The 17,082-nt window shown below is 63.9% G+C and carries 16 protein-coding genes; 8 read left to right on the top strand and 8 right to left on the bottom strand.

Going from position 1 to position 17,082, the window contains the following annotated elements; all coding sequences use genetic code 11:
• Nucleotides 1–64 precede the first annotated feature (64 nt).
• Nucleotides 65–817 carry a TPM domain-containing protein gene (locus DM374_RS21870; protein ID WP_110971775.1) on the bottom strand — a complete coding sequence of 251 codons (753 nt, stop codon included), beginning with the start codon at nucleotides 815–817 and terminating at the stop codon, nucleotides 65–67.
• Entirely contained in the window at nucleotides 817–1,413 is a 597-nt protein-coding gene (locus tag DM374_RS21865; protein WP_110971774.1) for a LemA family protein, read from the bottom strand. The genes DM374_RS21870 and DM374_RS21865 overlap by 1 nt, the downstream gene beginning before the upstream one ends.
• A 186-nt stretch (nucleotides 1,414–1,599) precedes the next feature.
• On the opposite strand from DM374_RS21865, the gene bglX reads away from it, so the two are divergent.
• From bglX to DM374_RS21845, 4 genes are all read left to right on the top strand, one after another.
• Complete coding sequence (gene bglX, locus DM374_RS21860) at nucleotides 1,600–3,897, top strand: beta-glucosidase BglX (RefSeq protein ID WP_110971773.1); 2,298 nt, start codon at nucleotides 1,600–1,602, stop codon at nucleotides 3,895–3,897.
• Nucleotides 3,898–3,960: 63 nt separating this feature from the next.
• Complete coding sequence (locus tag DM374_RS21855) at nucleotides 3,961–5,718, top strand: sensor histidine kinase (protein ID WP_110971772.1); 1,758 nt, start codon at nucleotides 3,961–3,963, stop codon at nucleotides 5,716–5,718.
• Nucleotides 5,712–7,046 (top strand): sigma-54-dependent transcriptional regulator, encoded by a 1,335-nt coding sequence (locus tag DM374_RS21850; RefSeq protein ID WP_110971771.1) that lies wholly within the window; start codon nucleotides 5,712–5,714, stop codon nucleotides 7,044–7,046. Before DM374_RS21855 ends, DM374_RS21850 begins: the two co-directional genes overlap by 7 nt.
• Nucleotides 7,047–7,306: 260 nt before the next feature.
• Nucleotides 7,307–8,632, top strand: coding sequence for an MFS transporter (locus DM374_RS21845; RefSeq protein ID WP_110971770.1), 1,326 nt, complete (start codon nucleotides 7,307–7,309; stop codon nucleotides 8,630–8,632).
• A gap of 103 nt (nucleotides 8,633–8,735) precedes the next feature.
• On the opposite strand, the gene DM374_RS21840 is transcribed toward DM374_RS21845, so the two are convergent.
• Nucleotides 8,736–9,491: a COG4705 family protein gene (locus DM374_RS21840; RefSeq protein WP_110971769.1), complete on the bottom strand. Its 756-nt coding sequence runs from the start codon at nucleotides 9,489–9,491 to the stop codon at nucleotides 8,736–8,738.
• Nucleotides 9,492–9,822: 331 nt separating this feature from the next.
• On the opposite strand from DM374_RS21840, the gene DM374_RS21835 reads away from it, so the two are divergent.
• Entirely contained in the window at nucleotides 9,823–10,227 is a 405-nt protein-coding gene (locus DM374_RS21835; protein WP_110971768.1) for a hypothetical protein, read from the top strand.
• A 108-nt stretch (nucleotides 10,228–10,335) separates the two neighbouring features.
• Nucleotides 10,336–10,941 carry a flavin reductase family protein gene (locus DM374_RS21830; RefSeq protein ID WP_095154796.1) on the top strand — a complete coding sequence of 202 codons (606 nt, stop codon included), beginning with the start codon at nucleotides 10,336–10,338 and terminating at the stop codon, nucleotides 10,939–10,941.
• Between the two features lie 9 nt (nucleotides 10,942–10,950).
• Here DM374_RS21830 and DM374_RS21825 read toward each other — a convergent pair whose 3' ends face one another.
• On the bottom strand, nucleotides 10,951–11,181 hold the full coding sequence (locus DM374_RS21825; RefSeq protein WP_110971767.1) for a hypothetical protein: 231 nt from the start codon (nucleotides 11,179–11,181) through the stop codon (nucleotides 10,951–10,953).
• Between the two features lie 40 nt (nucleotides 11,182–11,221).
• Nucleotides 11,222–11,530 (bottom strand): putative quinol monooxygenase, encoded by a 309-nt coding sequence (locus DM374_RS21820; RefSeq protein ID WP_110971766.1) that lies wholly within the window; start codon nucleotides 11,528–11,530, stop codon nucleotides 11,222–11,224.
• A 303-nt stretch (nucleotides 11,531–11,833) separates the two neighbouring features.
• Here DM374_RS21820 and DM374_RS21815 point away from each other — a divergent pair, with 303 nt between their 5' ends.
• Complete coding sequence (locus tag DM374_RS21815) at nucleotides 11,834–12,739, top strand: AraC family transcriptional regulator (RefSeq protein WP_110971765.1); 906 nt, start codon at nucleotides 11,834–11,836, stop codon at nucleotides 12,737–12,739.
• A 16-nt stretch (nucleotides 12,740–12,755) separates the two neighbouring features.
• Here DM374_RS21815 and DM374_RS21810 read toward each other — a convergent pair whose 3' ends face one another.
• On the bottom strand, nucleotides 12,756–14,393 hold the full coding sequence (locus tag DM374_RS21810; protein WP_110971764.1) for a 5-guanidino-2-oxopentanoate decarboxylase: 1,638 nt from the start codon (nucleotides 14,391–14,393) through the stop codon (nucleotides 12,756–12,758).
• A 116-nt stretch (nucleotides 14,394–14,509) separates the two neighbouring features.
• Between DM374_RS21810 and DM374_RS21805 the strand changes: the two genes are divergently transcribed.
• On the top strand, nucleotides 14,510–15,388 hold the full coding sequence (locus DM374_RS21805) for a LysR substrate-binding domain-containing protein (protein WP_110971763.1): 879 nt from the start codon (nucleotides 14,510–14,512) through the stop codon (nucleotides 15,386–15,388).
• Between the two features lie 104 nt (nucleotides 15,389–15,492).
• Here DM374_RS21805 and DM374_RS21800 read toward each other — a convergent pair whose 3' ends face one another.
• Both DM374_RS21800 and DM374_RS21795 read right to left on the bottom strand, forming a co-directional pair.
• A complete protein-coding gene (locus DM374_RS21800) occupies nucleotides 15,493–16,107 on the bottom strand; it encodes an NAD(P)-dependent oxidoreductase (protein ID WP_110971762.1) in 615 nt (204 codons plus the stop codon).
• A 28-nt stretch (nucleotides 16,108–16,135) separates the two neighbouring features.
• Entirely contained in the window at nucleotides 16,136–17,020 is an 885-nt protein-coding gene (locus DM374_RS21795; protein WP_110971761.1) for an MBL fold metallo-hydrolase, read from the bottom strand.
• Between the last annotated feature and the right edge of the window lie 62 nt (nucleotides 17,021–17,082).

Raw genomic sequence — 17,082 nt, 5'->3', positions numbered from 1 at the left:
CGACGGCTCTGCCGCCGTTCGCGGCTGAAGCCGCTCCTGCAGGGGGTCCGTCGCCCCAAAGAACTCACCAGCTACCGGACGATCCGCCGCCGCCAAAACTGCCGCCACCGCCGCCAAAGCCGCCACCTCCACCGCCGCGACCAAACCCACCGACGCCGCCCAGCCCGCCGAAGCCACCGCCAAAACCACCGCCCGGCCCGCCACGACGACCGCCGCCACCAAGGCCCTGCAAATACAGCACAACCACCACCATCAGAATGAACAGCCCGATGGACAACAAGGACGGCGACTCACCCTCACTTTGTCCGCCGCTGAGCGCGGACGGCTGGGCCAGCGGATTTCCGCCGAGTACCTGAAGGATCGCGGCCGCGCCCTGGACGATGCCCTGACTGAGTTCGCCGCGCTTGAAGGCAGGCAGGATGATGCGGTTGATAATGACCGACGACTGGGCGTCGGTGAGGCGCTCTTCCAGTCCATAACCCACTTCGATGCGGACCTTGCGTTGCTCGGGCGCGACGATCAGCAGCGCGCCATTGTCCTTGCCCTTCTGGCCGATCCCCCAGTGCCGGCCCAACTGGTAGCCGTAATCCTCGATGGGCAGCCCTTGCAGGTCGGTCAGCGTCACCACTACGACCTGCTCGCCGGTGGCCTGCTCGTGGGCTTCGAGCATTTGCCCGAGCTGGCTGCGGGTATGGGCGTCGAGCAGGTTGGCGTTGTCCACCACCCGCCCGCTGAGCGCCGGGAACGACGGCTCGGCGCGCACCGCCAAGGCCATGGCGAACAGCGCCAGCAGCACCAGGGCCTTGAACAGGCGCATCAGAATTTCACTTCAGGGGCTTTGTCGGCATCGGCACTGGTCGCTTCGAAGCTCTCGCGCAGCGGCAAGTCGCTGTACATCACGCTGTGCCAGATCCGTCCGGGGAAGGTGCGAATCTCGGTGTTGTAGCGCTGCACAGCGGCGATGAAATCCTTGCGCGCCACGGCGATACGATTTTCCGTCCCTTCGAGCTGGGATTGCAGGGCAAGGAAATTCTGGTTGGCCTTGAGGTCCGGATAGCGCTCCGAGACCACCATCAGCCGGCTCAACGCTCCGCTCAACTGCGATTGCGCGGCCTGGAACTGGCGCAGTTTTTCCGGATCGTCGAGGGTGCTGGCATCGACCTGAATCGACGTTGCCTTGGCCCGCGCCTCGACCACGGCGGTCAGGGTTTCCTGTTCATGCCGGGCATAGCCCTTGACCGTTTCCACCAGGTTGGGAATCAGGTCGGTACGGCGCTGGTACTGGTTCTGTACCTGGCCCCAGGCCGCCTTCACCTGTTCGTCATAGTTCGGAATGTTGTTGATCCCGCAGCCGGCCAGCAGACTGGCCAGTAGCACCAGCAACCATGGCTTTGCACCCTTCAATACCCGCATCGTCGCAACGCTCCTTGATTATCCGTAAAGCACCGGACTTGAGGCATAATCCGTGGCCGCCGCTGGATACTGCAGGCCCAATCGGCTAAAAACATGCCCCAGCAAACTACAACAATAGCCGCTCCCCCAATTTCGGCTGGCCGGTATCTACCGTGAATGCCGGCGCTAGCCTCGAGAACTGAATCCATGAACAAGCTGTGTTTGCTGGGCCTGCTCGTCAGCCTGGCCAGTCAGACGGCCCTGGCCGATACCTCTGCCGCCGCCACGCACCTGCAAGAGAAAAAAGTGTTCGTCGCCAAGCTACTGGAGCAGATGACCCAGGACGAGAAGATCGGCCAGTTGCGCCTGATCAGCATCGGCCCGGAGATGCCACGGGAGAAGATCCGCGAGGAAATCGCCGCGGGCCGCATCGGCGGCACCTTCAACTCGCGCACCGGCCCGGAAAACCGGCCGATGCAGGACGCCGCCATGCGCAGCCGGCTGAAGATCCCGATGTTCTTCGCTTATGACACCATTCACGGCAACCGCACCATTTTCCCGATCGGCCTGGGCCTGGCGTCGAGCTGGGACATGAACGCCATCGCCACCGTCGGCCGCACTTCGGCCATCGAAGCCTCCGCCGACGCCCTCGACATGACCTTCGCGCCGATGGTCGACATCGCCCGCGACCCGCGCTGGGGCCGCACCAGTGAAGGCTTCGGTGAAGACACCTGGCTGACCTCGCGAATCGGCGAAGTGATGGTCAAGTCGTTCCAGGGCAAGAGCCCGGCCGAGCACGACAGCATCATGGCCATCGTCAAGCACTTCGCCCTGTACGGCGCGGTGGAAGGCGGGCGCGACTACAACACGGTCGATATGAGCCTGCCGAAGATGTACAACGACTACCTGCCGCCGTACCGCGCGGCCATCGACGCCGGTGCCGGCGGGGTGATGGTGGCGCTGAACTCCATCAACGGCGTGCCCGCCACCTCCAACACCTGGCTGATGAACGACCTGCTGCGCAAGGAGTGGGGCTTCAACGGTGTGACCATCAGCGACCACGGCGCCATCCAGGAACTGATCCGTCACGGTGTCGCCCGCGACGGCCGTGAAGCGGCCAAGCTGGCGATCAAGGCCGGCATCGACATGAGCATGAACGACTCGCTCTACGGCGAAGAACTGCCGGGCCTGCTCAAGTCCGGCGAAGTCAGCCAGGCCGAACTGGACCAGGCAGTACGCGAGGTGCTCGGCGCCAAGTACGACATGGGCCTGTTCAAAGACCCGTACGTACGGATCGGCAAAGCGGAAAACGATGTGCCGGACTACTACGCCGACTCCCGCCTGCACCGCGACGCCGCCCGCGACGTGGCGCGCCGCAGCCTGGTGCTGCTGGAAAACCGCAACCAGACCCTGCCGCTGAAAAAGAACGGCACCATCGCCCTGGTCGGCCCGCTGGCCGATGCGCCCATCGACATGATGGGCAGCTGGGCAGCCGACGGTAAGCCGGTGCACTCGGTCACCGTCCGCGAAGGCCTGCGCCGCGCGGTCGGCGACAAGGCCAAGCTGGTCTACGCCAAGGGCTCGAACATCACCGGCGACAAAGCGATGTTCGACTACCTGAACTTCCTCAACTTCGACGCCCCGGAAATCGTCAACGACCCACGCCCCGCCGCGGTGTTGATCGACGAAGCGGTCAAGGCCGCCCAACAGTCCGACGTGATCGTCGCCGTGGTCGGCGAATCCCGTGGCATGTCCCACGAATCGTCCAGCCGCACCACTCTGGAAGTCCCGGCCGTACAGCGCGACCTGATCAAGGCGCTGAAAGCCACTGGCAAGCCGCTGGTACTGGTGCTGATGAACGGCCGTCCACTGTCGATCAACTGGGAACGCGAACAGGCCGACGCCCTGCTGGAAACCTGGTTCAGCGGCACCGAAGGCGGCAACGCCATCGCCGACGTGCTGTTCGGCGACTACAACCCGTCCGGCAAGCTGCCCATCACCTTCCCGCGTTCGGTCGGCCAGATCCCGATGTACTACAACCACATGCGCATCGGCCGTCCGTTCACGCCAGGCAAGCCAGGCAACTACACCTCGCAGTACTTCGAGGAACCAAACGGCCCGCTGTATCCGTTCGGTTACGGGCTGAGCTACACCGAGTTCTCGGTGTCGCCGCTGACGCTCTCGGCGAAAACCCTGAAACAGGGCGGCAGCCTGGAAGCCAGCGTCAAGGTGAAGAACACCGGCAAGCGTGACGGCGAAACCGTGGTGCAGCTTTATGTACAGGATGTCGCAGCGTCCATGAGCCGTCCGGTCAAGGAACTGAAAAACTTCCAGAAAGTCCTGCTCAAGGCGGGTGAAGAACGGGTCGTGACCTTCCGCATCAGCGAAGACGACCTGAAGTTCTACAACAGCCAATTGAAGCTCGCCGCCGAACCGGGTGAGTTCAACGTGCAGGTCGGCCTCGACTCCGAGACAGTGCAACAGCAGAGCTTCGAGCTGCTGTAATACCTCGCCCTGCCCAAGGGGAAGCGCCTCGCGGCCTTCCCCATCGCCGCGGATGGTCTATCGATGCTTTTCTCCTTTCGCACCCTGCGCCTCGGCCTGATCCTCCTGCTGATCAGCGCCGGCACCTTGCTCGCCGCCGCCTGGGCCATGCACCACGCACAACGCCAGGCCATGGTCGAGGAAGCGGCGCGGGCCAACCAGCAACTGGGCCTGTACGCCACCTCACTGCACACCCTGATTGAACGCTACCGCGCCTTGCCCGCCGTGCTGGCGCTGGACCCGGAATTGATCGCCGCCCTCGACGGACCGGTGAATTCCGTCACCCAGGATCTGCTCAACCGCAAGCTCGAGCGCATCAACGACGCGGCCAATTCCTCCACCCTGGAACTGCTCGACCACACCGGCCTGGCCGTGGCCGCCAGCAACTGGCGCCTGCCCAATACCTACGTTGGCCATAACTATGGCTTCCGGCCCTATTTCAAGCAGACCCTCAGCCAGGGCACCGGACGCTTCTACGCCGTGGGCGTGACCAGTGGCATTCCCGGTTACTTTCTGTCCAGCGCGGTGAAGGACGACAACCAGCGCTTCCTCGGCGCCATGGTGGTCAAGCTGGAATTCCCCGAGCTGGAACGGGAATGGCGCCAGGGCAACGACGTGCTGCTGGTCAGCGACTCGCGCGGCATCGTCTTCATCGCCAACCAGGAAGGCTGGCGCTACCGCAAGCTCAACACCCTCTCGGCCCATGACTTCAACGAACTGGAACAGACCCGCCAGTACGACAAACAGCCCCTGGTGCCCTTGCAGCGTCAGGTGCTCAACCACTTCGACGACAACAGCAATCTGGTCCGCGTGCAGGGCCCGGAAGGCACACAGGACTACTTATGGGAAAGCCTGCCGCTGGAAACCGAAGGCTGGACCCTGCACCTGCTGCGCACGCCACAGACAGGCAATGACGGGCGCAACGCCGCGCTGGCCGCCGCAGCGATCTGGCTGACCCTGGTCTTCGCCGTACTCTTCGTCAACCAGCGCCTGCGTCTGGCCCGCCTGCGCCAACGCAGCCGCGAAGAGCTGGAGCGCCTGGTGGAAGAGCGCACCCGCGACCTGCGCACCGCTCAGGAAGGCCTGGTGCAATCGACCAAGCTGGCGGCGCTCGGGCAGATGTCCACCGCCCTCGCCCACGAACTGAACCAGCCGCTGACCACCCAGCGCATGCAACTGGCGTCGCTGCGCCTGCTGCTGGACCACGACCGCGTCGAGGAAGCCCGCCAGGCCCTGCAACCACTGGAGCAGATGCTCACGCGCATGGCCGCGCTCACCGGGCACCTGAAAACCTTCGCCCGCAACAGCCCCAGCGGCCTGCGCGAAAGCCTCGACCTGGCCACGGTGGTCGATCACGCCCTGCAACTGCTCGATACCCGCCTGCGCGCCGAAAGCGTCAGCACCGCGCTGTACCTGGCCCGCCCGGCCTGGGTCCGCGGCGATGCGATTCGCCTGGAGCAAGTGCTGATCAACCTGCTGCACAACGCCCTGGATGCCATGGCCGGCAAAGGCTATCGCCGCCTGGAAATCCGCATCGACTGCGAAGGCGACGGCTGGCGCCTGAGCGTGCTCGACAGCGGCGGCGGCATCGCCCCGGAACACCTGGGCAGCGTGTTCGATCCGTTCTTCACCACCAAGCCGGTGGGCGAAGGCCTCGGGCTCGGCCTGGCGATTTCCTATGGCATCATCCACGAAGCCGGTGGCCGCCTGCAGGTCGACAATCAGCCCGGCGGCGCCCGCTTCAGCTTCACCCTTCCCCGCGATCCGGAGCCCGTATGTTGAATTCGGTGATTGTCGTCGACGATGAAGCCAGCATCCGCACCGCCGTCGAGCAGTGGCTGAGCCTATCGGGCTTCCAGGTCAAGCTGTTCAGCCGTGCAGACGAATGCCTGGCCAACCTGCCGGCGCACTTTCCCGGGGTAATCCTCAGCGATGTGCGCATGCCCGGCATGGACGGCCTGCAACTGCTGGATCAACTGCGTAGCCGCGACGCCGACCTGCCGGTGATCCTGCTGACCGGCCATGGCGACGTGCCCATGGCCGTCGAAGCCATACGCAACGGCGCCTACGACTTTCTTGAAAAGCCCTTCAGCCCCGACGCCCTGATGGGCAGCCTGTGCCGCGCCCTGGAAAAACGCCGGCTGGTCCTGGAAAACCGTCACCTGCACGAACAGGCCGATATCAAGAGCCGGCTGGAGTCCACCCTGCTGGGCATGACCCAAGGCATGCAGCAACTGCGGCGCCAGGTGCTGGAACTGGCGAACCTGCCGGTCAACGTGCTGATCCGTGGCGAAACCGGCAGCGGCAAGGAACGTGTCGCCCGCTGTCTGCACGACTTCGGCCCGCGCGCCGACAAACCCTTCGTCGCGCTGAACTGCGCGGCCATCCCCGAACACCTGTTCGAAGCCGAACTGTTCGGCCATGAAAGCGGCGCCTTCACCGGTGCCCAGGGCAAACGTATCGGCAAGCTGGAGTACGCCGACGGCGGCACGGTGTTCCTCGACGAGATCGAAAGCCTGCCGCTGGCCCAGCAGGCCAAGCTGCTGCGGGTGATTCAGGAGCAGCGCCTGGAACGCCTCGGCTCCAACCAGAGCATTGCGGTGGACCTGCGCATCATCGCCGCCACCAAACCCGACCTGCTCGAAGAAGCCCGTGCCGGACGTTTCCGTGAAGACCTGGTGTATCGGCTGAATATTGCCGAGTTGCGTCTGGCACCGCTGCGCGAGCGGCGTGAGGACATCCCGCTGCTGTTCGAACACTTCGCCCGCCACGCCGCCGAACGCACTGGCCGCAGCGCGGTGCAGTTGAGCATCGCGCAACTGGGCCAGTTGCTTGGCCACGACTGGCCAGGCAACGTTCGCGAACTGGCCAACGCCGCCGAGCGCCATGCCCTCGGTCTGGCCGAACCAACATCGCCTCCCGAAGAGCCCGGACAGTCCCTGGCCGCGCAACAAGAGGCTTTCGAGGCCAACTGCCTGCGCGCCTCTTTGCGTCGGCACAAGGGCGAAATCAAGGCGGTGATGGAAGAACTGCAACTGCCGCGGCGCACTCTTAACGAAAAAATGCAGCGCCACGGACTGGTCCGCGAAGACTTTCTCGAACGCCCTTAAACATGGGCGGATTCCCGCTCAGTGCAGTCTGTGCATAAGCGGATTTCCGCTCATTTGTTCTTCATTGTTGTTGTTTGTGGAACCGCTATCGCTGGCAAGCCAGCTCCCACAGAGGCCTCGCAGGCCTCTGTTTCAATGCTTTGGTGGGAGCTGGCCTGCCAGCGATGACGGTGATGAAGTCCCCTGGCACAGCTCCTGCTATAGCCCCGCCAGGCTGCGTTTCGGCGCGCTCCACAAAAACAACGATGAAGGTCCCGTCAATGGATAACTCCACCTCTGTGCCTGCTGGGGCGATTGCCACGCCCGCGCCGGTAAAAACCACCTCCAGTCGCCTCAAGTCGATCTTCAGCGGATCGGTCGGCAACATGGTCGAGTGGTACGACTGGTACGTCTACGCCGCATTTTCCCTGTATTTCGCCAAGGCCTTCTTCCCTGCCGGCGACACCACCGCGCAACTGCTCAACACCGCCGCGATCTTCGCCGTGGGCTTCCTGATGCGCCCGATCGGCGGCTGGCTGATGGGCATCTACGCCGACCGCAAAGGCCGCAAGGCCGCGCTGATGGCCTCGGTATTGCTGATGTGCTTCGGCTCCCTGGTCATCGCCCTGACCCCGAGCTATGAAACTATCGGCGTCGCCGCACCGGTCCTGCTGATCATCGCCCGCCTGATGCAGGGCCTGTCGGTAGGTGGCGAATACGGCACCTCGGCGACCTACCTCAGCGAAATGGCCACCAAGGAACGCCGCGGGTTCTTCTCCAGCTTCCAGTACGTCACGCTGATTTCCGGCCAGCTCATCGCCCTCGCCGTGCTGATCGTCCTGCAACAGACCCTGACCACCGAACAGCTCTACTCCTGGGGCTGGCGCGTCCCCTTCGTGATCGGCGCGCTGTGCGCGGTGGTTGCGCTGTACCTGCGTCGCGGCATGGAAGAAACCGCTTCCTTCACCAAGAAGGAAAAAACCAAAGCCAAAGAGAGCCTGATGCGCACCCTGATGCGCCATCCGAAGGAACTCGCCACCGTGGTCGGCCTGACCATGGGCGGCACCCTGGCCTTCTACACCTACACCACCTACATGCAGAAATACCTGGTCAACACCGTCGGCATGAGCATCACCGACTCGACCATGATCTCGGCAGCCACCCTGTTCCTGTTCATGTGCCTGCAACCGGTGATCGGTGCCCTCTCCGACAAGATCGGCCGACGTCCGATCCTGATCGCCTTCGGCGTCCTCGGTACCATTTTCACCGTGCCGATCCTGACTACCCTGCACACCATCCAGAGCTGGTGGGGCGCGTTCTTCCTGATCATGGCGGCACTGGTCATCGTCAGCGGCTACACCTCGATCAACGCCGTGGTCAAAGCCGAACTGTTCCCCACCGAAATCCGCGCGCTGGGCGTCGGCCTGCCTTACGCCCTGACTGTCTCGATCTTCGGCGGCACCGCTGAATACGTGGCCCTGTGGTTCAAGAGCGTCGACATGGAAACCGGTTACTACTGGTACGTCACCGCCTGTATCGCCTGCTCGTTGCTGGTGTATGTGTTCATGAAGGACACCCAGAAACATTCGCGAATCACGACGGACTGATCCACACGCTACTCTGCCCGCAATAAAGACAAAGCCCCCGGCCAATTGGCCGGGGGCTTTTTTCATGCGCGCAGGAACAGATCGTTGAAGACGGCCCCAGAAATCAGGACAACTCGCCCACCCGCACCGGCTGCTCGCGCCGGTTGAAGTGATGCGCCATGAGGATGAAGCCCAACAGGATCCCGCCCAGCACCAATGACGATCCCACCGTGCCGAAATCCAGCCCGCCTTTTTCGTGAGGTTTGGTCAGGAAGTCGCCCAAGGTCGCCCCGAACGGCCGAGTCAGGACGAAGGCAACCCAGAACAGCACCACGCCCGAGATCCGCGTCCAGTACCGCGCCAGCACCACCAGGCCGATCGCCGCACCCACCACCAGTGCGCCACCGGCAAAGCCCAGACCCGAGTCGTCGGCCAGGTAGTCGCCCAAGGCCGTGCCCAGCGTGTTGGAAAACAGGATCGCCACCCAATAGAACAGCTCCGTGCGGCGGGTGCTGATGTTGTTGACGTTGATCGGGTCGCCACTCAGGCGCCACAGCGCGAAGGTCAACACCAGAATGCCGATCAGAATCGCCGAGCCGGTGGCATAACCCAGGCCCAGGGTGCGGTCCATGAAGTCCGACATGGTAGTGCCGGCCGTGCTGGTGGAGAGGATTACCAGCCAGTACAGCACCGGGTGATAACGCCTGGAAAACAACTGCGTCACCAGCGTGACCAGGAACAGGCTGATCAGGATCACGGAGCTCAGCGCGTAACCCACGTTGAGCGTCATGGACAGCAGGTCACCCGCTGTCTCTCCAAGCGTGGTGGCGCAGATCTTCATGATCCAGAACGCCAGGGTGATTTGCGGGAGTTTATTCATCGGCTCGAAGCTCCAGAGGGCAAGTGCGGCAGAGACTGCGCAAGCGGCGATGAAAAAGAGGTCAGCGCAAAATGAAAAAAGCGTTTGGCCGGAAAAATCCCGTTAATCCGCCAATAACGTTGGGCGCGCATGCTGTGTGAAATGGGCAGCGATGTAGCCCGTAGGTACGCAGTCCAGAGCAATCCGCGCAGTTGAAACGGACTGATCGCGCCCAGTCACATCGATTAAATCGATTTATATGGCCGATTTTTTGCGCTTTTTAATCGAATTAATCGGCGTAGCATCAAACCCATAGAAACAAACAACCTCTCACTACCCCGGAGCAACGACCATGAAAAGCAAACTGATCCTGACCCTGGCCTTCTCGATCCTGACCGCCAACGCTTTCGCCGCCGATGGTTTCGACCGCACCAACGCCCACAACTTTGCCTATGCACCAGCCCACTCGGCGGCTGTAGCGGCTGACGGCTTCGATCGCACCCCAGCCGGCAAAGTCGCCGCTGACGGCTTCGACCGCACTCCTGCTGGCAAAGTCGCCGCTGACGGCTTCAACCGCACCCCAGCCGGCAAAGTCGCCGCTGACGGTTTCGACCGCACCCCAGCCGGCAAAGTCGCCGCTGACGGTTTCGACCGCACTCCAGCCGGCAAAGTCGCTGCTGACGGCTTCGACCGCACTCCAGCCGGCAAAATCGCTGCCGACGGTTTCGACCGCACCCCGGCTGGCCGCATCAGCTAACACCGACGCAACGTCTTCACAGCCCGGCTTCGGCCGGGCTTAATCGTTTTCAGGGAACGCGGCACTTGGCACACTAGGCGTCCGTGCACTCGCCACAAGGCTTGATCGATGTACTACTACGAACCCGCAAAAGGCCACGGCCTGCCCCACGATCCGTTCAACGCCATCGTCGGCCCACGCCCCATCGGCTGGATTTCCACCCAGGACGCCCAAGGCCGCCTGAACCTCGCGCCCTACAGCTTCTTCAACGCCTTCAACTACATCCCGCCGATCATCGGTTTCTGCAGCGTCGGGCGCAAAGACAGCCTGAACAACATCGAGCAGACCGGCGAATTTGCCTGGAACCTGGCCACCCGGCCGCTCGCCGAGGCGATGAACCAGAGCTGCGCCGCCGTTGCGCCGGAAGTCGATGAGTTTGCCCTGAGCCAGCTCACGCCCGCCGCCTCACGCGTGATCGCCGTGCCGCGAGTGCAGGAAAGCCCGGTGTCGTTCGAATGCAAGGTCAGCCAGATCGTGCAATTGCAGCGTGCCGACCACGCGCTGGTGCCGAGTTGGCTGATTCTCGGTGAAGTGGTGGCGGTGCATATCGCCGAACACCTGCTGAAAGACGGCATCTACGACACCGCCGCCGCCGAGCCTATTTTGCGTGGCGGCGGTCCGGCGGATTATTTCGAGCTGGGCAACCTGTTCCAGATGAGGCGCCCACAGGTCTGAGCCTTGCGCTTACCAGACAAGCTCGGCGTCCGCGTTGACGCCGCTGAGCCGCTCAAGCTCGGCGGACGCCGCATCGTCGGCGTCTGCGGCGGTCTTGAAGGTCTGGTCTGCCAGCACCTTGTGGAAACGCGGCGCGCCGGTGGCGCCCAGGCCTTTCACCGCGATGGCGGCGCTGTAGCCGCCTTCGCCGGGAACCACCGCCGATACTGCTTCGAAACCTACGAATACTCTGCGAGCCATGTTGCTCGATCCCCATCAGTGACGAAAAAAGGCGCTCATTCTAACCTGCGCCGGGCTCGCTGAATGTGTGCAGATCGAGGCTGTCCAGCACCCGCGCCTGCACCAGTTCGCCAAACACCTGCAGGCTGGGCGAGTTGAAATAACCGTTCATCGCCGCCTGGTCGCGCCAATGGCTGCTGAGCAGCCACAAGTCGGCATCGCAGGTGGACCGTTGCAGGGTGAACGCCAGGCAACCTGGGGTGCGCCGGCTGGGTTCGAGCAATTGCTGAAGACGTTCGCCCAGTTCCGCAGAACGGCCCGCGCTGGCGCGCACGAAGGAAAGGTGGCTGACCGGTTGAGATGACGTCATGTGCGGTGCTCCTGAAGACGGCCAGAGGGAAACTGCCAGGCTGCCAAGAGTACGGGCCGCCGCGCGAGCACGTTAGGCGAAAGCTGTCGAACGATTGCCTGATCCTGCATGCCTCACTGAGTTCATTGCGGCGAACCAGCACCCACGGCGATTTCGCCGAGAGGGCATCAGGCAATGGCAATCGCTTCAATTTGGTGACGGCACCAAGGTGGCAGCAGGATCGTGCAAGAACACGACAGCATCCGGCTAGCGTGCGCACTTGCACAAACCTATGCTGCGAGGATCCGCCGAGGAAGCCTCTCCATGTCATCCCCCGAACTGCTCGACTCCGCCCTCGAATCCCAGCGCCAGGCGCTGGCCGATCTCGTCCGCCGCCACGCCGCGCCAGAGTGCTCGGCAATCAATGGCCTGTACCTGGTGCGGCACGAAGAAAACATCCGCTCGATGCCGACCCTCGCCCAGCCGGCGCTGTGCATCCTGGCGCAGGGCAGCAAGGCAGTGCACCTGGGCGACGAACGCTATGTGTACGACCCGCTGCATTACATGGTGGTGTCGGTGGCGATGCCGATCAGTGGCGTCTACCTCGATGCCAGTCCGGAGAACCCGAGCCTGGGCATTCGCCTGGACATCGACCCGGCAGAAATCAACAAGCTGATTGCCGAGGGCGGGCCAATGGGCGTACCGGCCGCGTCGGCGCGCGGGCTGTATGTGGAACGGCTCGACGTACCGCTGCTGGACGCGCTGCTGCGCCTGATCCGCCTGCTGGAAACACCGAAGGACATCGCGGTGCTCGCGCCGCTGATCCGCCGCGAGATCCTCTACCGCCTGCTACGTGGGCAACAAGGCCACCGGCTGTACGAAATCGCCATGTCCAACAGCCAGACCCACCGCGTCTGCCAGGCGATCCAGTGGCTCAACGATCATTACAACAAACCGCTGCGCATCGAAGACCTGGCCAGGGAAGTGAACCTCAGCGCCTCGGCCCTGCACCACCGGTTCAAGGCGGTGACCTCGATGAGCCCGTTGCAGTACCAGAAGCAGTTGCGCTTGCAGGAAGCCCGTCGGTTGATGCTCAACGACGGGCTGGAGGCGGCGGTGGCGGGCTATCGGGTGGGGTATGAAAGCCCGTCGCAGTTCAGCCGCGAATACAGCCGGGCCTACGGCGCGCCGCCGCTGCGCGATATGGCGCGGTTGCGCAGCGCGCTGTAAGGCGCCGTCAGCAACCTCAGGCCAGGACGGTCTCGGTCCACTGCCATTGATCGATTTCGATCAGCGTCGGGCCTTTGCGCTCGCGGGCCTTGAGCAGGGCCTGACGCAGAGGCTCGATATCGCTCACCGCCTCGGTCGCACAGCCAAAGCCCTTGGCGATGGTGAGGAAGTCCGGGGTGTGGATGTCCACGCCCACCGGTTCGATGTCGCGGTTGACCATGTAGCGCTTGATCTCTTCATAGCCCTGGTTGTTCCACAGCAGGACGATCAGCGGCACCTGGGCTTCCACGGCACTGGCCAGTTCCGGCAAGGTGAACTGGATGCCGCCGTCACCGATCAGGCACACCGCAGGCAGGCGCGCCTGAGCATCTTCGGCGCTGCCCAGCCAGGCACCCATCGCCGCCGGCAAGGCGTAACCAAGAGTGCCGTAACCGGTGGAGGCGTTGAACCAGCGGCGCGGCTGGTCCAGGTCCAGGGTCAGGTTGCCGGTGTAGACCGGCTGGGTCGAATCGCCCACCAGCACCGCATCCGGCAGCGCACTGAGGATGGTGCGCAGGAACAAGGTTTGCGCCTGCGCCGCCGCATCCCACTGGCCGGCCAGGGTTTCCCGCAGGCGTGCAGCACGGGCCGGGCCCCATTCGGCGGCACGAACCGGCGCCGGCTGTTCGGCCAGGGCCAGCAGCAACGCATCGCTGGCTTCGCGGGAGTCGGCAACCAGGGCGAGCTTCGGCGGGTAGTTGCGCACGGTCTGATCCGGGTCGATATCGATGCGCAACAAGGTGCCGGGGATCTCGAAGCCGCCCTTGAACGTCACGTCGTAGTCGGTCTCGCCCAGCTCGGTGCCGATGGCCAGCACCACGTCAGCCTCGCGCACCAGTTCGCGGGTCGCCACCAGCGACTGGGTCGAGCCGATCAGCAGCGGGTGGCTCGACGGCAGCATGCCCTTGGCATTGATGGTCAGCGCGGTCGGCGCCTGCAGGTATTCGGCGAGGCGGGTCAGCGAGGCGCTGGCGTCGATGGCGCCGCCGCCAGCGAGGATCAGCGGGCGTCGCGCGCCTGCCAGCAACCCGGCCATCTTCGCCACGGTCGAAGGCGCCGCACCGGCGCGGGCAACCCGCACCGGCTCGCTGGCCAGCAGGTGATCGGCCTCTTCGACAATCACATCCAGCGGAATCTCGATATGCACCGGCCGCGGCCGCGCGCCTTGGAACACGGCGAAGGCCCGGGCCAGCACCGCCGGCAAGTCGTCGACGCTCATCAGGGTGTGGGAGAACGCGGCGACACCGGCTACCAGGTTGCTCTGCGCCGGCAGTTCGTGCAGCTTGCCGCGCCCGCCGCCGAGGGCATTGCGCGATTGCACGCTGGAAATCACCAGCATCGGGATCGAGTCGGCGTAGGCCTGGCCCATGGCGGTGGTGATGTTGGTCATGCCGGGGCCGGTGATGATGAAGCACACGCCCGGCTTGCCGCGAGTACGCGAATAGCCGTCGGCCATGAAGCCGGCGCCTTGCTCGTGGCGCGGGGTGATATGACGAATGGTCGATGCGGCCAGACCGCGATACAGCTCCACGGTGTGCACGCCGGGAATGCCGAAGACATGGTCCACGCCGTAGTTTTCGAGGAGTTTTACCAGCACTTCGCCGCAAGTCGCCATGTTCGTTCGCCTGTTGTTGGTTTTTGGAGCAGGCGTTAATTGGACCGCCGGGCGGCTACCGGCACAATGCAAAGTTCCTCATACTAGCCATGCGCCCAGATCATGGCTCCCGACCAATGAAACGACTTCCGCCTCTCCCCGCCCTGCACACCTTCCTTGTCACGGCCCAGTGCTGCAACTTCACCCATGCGGCGCAGCAGTTGCACCTGACCCAAGGTGCCGTCAGCCGGCAGATCGCCGGGCTGGAAGAACAGCTCGGCTACCCGCTGTTCGTGCGCCAGGCCCGTGGCCTGAGCCTGACCCGCGAGGGCCAGGAATGGCTGCCACGGGTGCAGCAGGTATTCGCGCTGATCGAGGACGGCGTGCAACAGATCGGCGCCGCCGGCACGACCTTGCAGCTCAAGGCGCCGACCTGCGTGATGCGCTGGCTGCTGCCACGGCTGATGGAATGGCAGGCGCTGCGCCCGGACGTCCCGGTGGAACTGACCACCACGCTCCAGCACGGCGGCGATTTTCGTCGTGAAGGCTTCGATGCTGCGGTGGTCTATGGCGCCGAGCCCGAGACCGCGATGCCACTGCTGAAGCTGTTCGATGAACAACTGACGCCGGTGTGTTCGCCGCAGTTGCTGGCGGGAAAACTGCCGCTGCGCGAGGTAGCGGACCTGGAAAAACACATGCTGCTGCACCCGGCGCGGGACGAGCGCGATTGGCAGACCTGGCTGGAAGCGGCGGGATCGAGCCTGTCGGCACAGGGCAAGCGCCAGCATTTCGAAACGCTGGACATGGCCATGGCGATGGCGGTGCAGGGAACCGGGGTGGCGATCGGCGATTGGTCGTTGATCGGCGAGGATCTGGCGGGCGGGCGATTGGTGTCGCCGTTCGGGCTGCGGGTGGCGACGGGGAAAGCGTATTACCTGGTGTGGCCGGAGAAAGCGCTGGCGCCGGGGTTGCTGGGGTTGTTTGAGTGGTTGGTGGAGCAGGCGAATAGCCGATAGAGGGCGGTGGGTCTGAGGGCCTCATCGTCGGCAAGCCGACTCCCACAGGTTCGGTGCACGCCGTACCTTGTGGGAGTTGGCTTGCCGACGATGGGGCCTTTAGATCAGTACCCGACAGTAAACCGCTGGCGCGAATGCGCTGGTTTCTCGACCTCATCCAGCAACGCGATGGCGAAATCGGCAAAGGTGATCCAGCTCTTGCCGTCCGCGCCGATCAGCAGGTGATCCTTGCCCAGACGGAAGGTGCCAGTGCGTTCGCCTTCAACGAATTCCGCCGATGGCGAGAGGAAGGTCCAGTCCAGTTCCTTCTCCTGTTTCAGGGCATCGAGGTACACCGCACCAGCACTGGCTTCGGCCTTGTAGGCTTCCGGGAAGTCCGGGCTGTCGATAACCCGCGAGTCGTCAGGCAGCAGCAGGCTGCCGGCCCCACCGACCACCAGTACGCGTTTCACGCCAGCCTTTTTCGCGGGCGCCAGCAACGTCTCGGCAGGGATGCCGGTAAAGTGCGCGGCGCTCAGCACCACGTCATGACCGGCCAGCGCCTTTTCCAGCGCCGCAGCATCCTTGATGTCCAGCGCCACCGGGGTTACCCCGGCACGGCCCTGCAACTTCGCCGGATCACGGGCGATGGCGGTAACGCTATGACCACGGCGCAGGGCCTCTTCCAGCAGTTGGCTGCCAGCACGGCCGGTCGCGCCGATGATTGCGATCTTGCTCATGAAACACCTCCGATCAGGATTGAATGACTTACCACTGCATTTCGCCCTTGGCGACCTTGGCTCCCAGCTCCAGGGAGCTTTCCTCGGCCAGGCCCGGGTAACGTTGCTTCATCGCCGCCGTCAGAGCGGCGGCATTGGCGGTGCGGGCGCTTTCTTCATCGAAGGCGCGAATGTATCCCGCAGTAAAGCGCACCGCGTCCAGCGAACCGCTGTTTTTACCCAGGAAATGGCCCGGCACCACGGTGACCGGGTGCAGGTTTTCGATACGCTGCAAGCCCGTCAGCCAGTCGGCGTGGGATTGCGCGGTCTGGGTATCAGCCATCCACACGTGCAGGTTTTCCGCCACGAGGATGCCGCCCACCACCGCCTTGATCGACGGAATCCAGACGAAGCTGCGATCCGGCTGCGGACCTTCGAGGCCGATCACTTGCAGCGCCTGGCCTTCCAGCAGCAAGCGATCACCGTCCAGCACCTGCGGCACGATCAGCCGCTGCGGTTTGTCGCTGCCCATTTGCGGGCCCCAGTAGGCGAGCTTGGCGTCCATGGTCTTCTTGATGTGCTCGACGGTCGGCGCGCTGGCGACCACGCGGGCGTCAGGGAAGGCGCTGACCAGGGTGTCGAGGCCGAAGTAGTAGTCCGGGTCGCCGTGGCTGATGTAGATGGTGGTCAGGTGTTTGCCGCTGGCGCGCAGCTTGTCCACCACCTGCTCGGCCTGGGCCTTGCCGAATTGGGCGTCTACCAGAATGGCGTCGTGCTGGCCGGCAACGATCACCGAACTGACCGGGAACAACGCATCGGTCCCCGGGTTGTAGACCGTCAGTTCCAGCGGCGCACCCGCCGCGTTGGCGCGGGCGATCCAGAGAAGAGCAAACAGGGCCAGCAACAGCCGGCGTGGCGAGAAGAGGCGAAGCATCGGGAAATTCCAGTGAGGGGCAATGGCTCACAGCTTAGTTGCGCGATTCGTCGCAAAAAATG

Origin of the sequence: Pseudomonas huaxiensis (assembly GCF_003231275.1) — a bacterium.
Lineage (GTDB): Bacteria > Pseudomonadota > Gammaproteobacteria > Pseudomonadales > Pseudomonadaceae > Aquipseudomonas > Aquipseudomonas huaxiensis.
This window is presented reverse-complemented; position numbering and strand designations above follow the sequence as displayed.

Excerpts from the sequence above, each read along its gene's own strand:
- DM374_RS21830 (WP_095154796.1), top strand. The coding sequence starts at position 10,336 with ATGTACTACTACGAACCCGCAAAAGGCCACGGCCTGCCCCACGATCCG.
- DM374_RS21835 (WP_110971768.1), top strand. The coding sequence starts at position 9,823 with ATGAAAAGCAAACTGATCCTGACCCTGGCCTTCTCGATCCTGACCGCC.
- DM374_RS21815 (WP_110971765.1), top strand. The coding sequence starts at position 11,834 with ATGTCATCCCCCGAACTGCTCGACTCCGCCCTCGAATCCCAGCGCCAG.
- DM374_RS21795 (WP_110971761.1), bottom strand. The coding sequence starts at position 17,020 with ATGCTTCGCCTCTTCTCGCCACGCCGGCTGTTGCTGGCCCTGTTTGCT.
- DM374_RS21870 (WP_110971775.1), bottom strand. The coding sequence starts at position 817 with ATGCGCCTGTTCAAGGCCCTGGTGCTGCTGGCGCTGTTCGCCATGGCC.
- DM374_RS21810 (WP_110971764.1), bottom strand. The coding sequence starts at position 14,393 with ATGGCGACTTGCGGCGAAGTGCTGGTAAAACTCCTCGAAAACTACGGC.
- DM374_RS21820 (WP_110971766.1), bottom strand. The coding sequence starts at position 11,530 with ATGACGTCATCTCAACCGGTCAGCCACCTTTCCTTCGTGCGCGCCAGC.
- DM374_RS21855 (WP_110971772.1), top strand. The coding sequence starts at position 3,961 with ATGCTTTTCTCCTTTCGCACCCTGCGCCTCGGCCTGATCCTCCTGCTG.
- DM374_RS21845 (WP_110971770.1), top strand. The coding sequence starts at position 7,307 with ATGGATAACTCCACCTCTGTGCCTGCTGGGGCGATTGCCACGCCCGCG.
- DM374_RS21805 (WP_110971763.1), top strand. The coding sequence starts at position 14,510 with ATGAAACGACTTCCGCCTCTCCCCGCCCTGCACACCTTCCTTGTCACG.
- DM374_RS21850 (WP_110971771.1), top strand. The coding sequence starts at position 5,712 with ATGTTGAATTCGGTGATTGTCGTCGACGATGAAGCCAGCATCCGCACC.
- bglX (WP_110971773.1), top strand. The coding sequence starts at position 1,600 with ATGAACAAGCTGTGTTTGCTGGGCCTGCTCGTCAGCCTGGCCAGTCAG.
- DM374_RS21825 (WP_110971767.1), bottom strand. The coding sequence starts at position 11,181 with ATGGCTCGCAGAGTATTCGTAGGTTTCGAAGCAGTATCGGCGGTGGTT.
- DM374_RS21865 (WP_110971774.1), bottom strand. The coding sequence starts at position 1,413 with ATGCGGGTATTGAAGGGTGCAAAGCCATGGTTGCTGGTGCTACTGGCC.
- DM374_RS21840 (WP_110971769.1), bottom strand. The coding sequence starts at position 9,491 with ATGAATAAACTCCCGCAAATCACCCTGGCGTTCTGGATCATGAAGATC.
- DM374_RS21800 (WP_110971762.1), bottom strand. The coding sequence starts at position 16,107 with ATGAGCAAGATCGCAATCATCGGCGCGACCGGCCGTGCTGGCAGCCAA.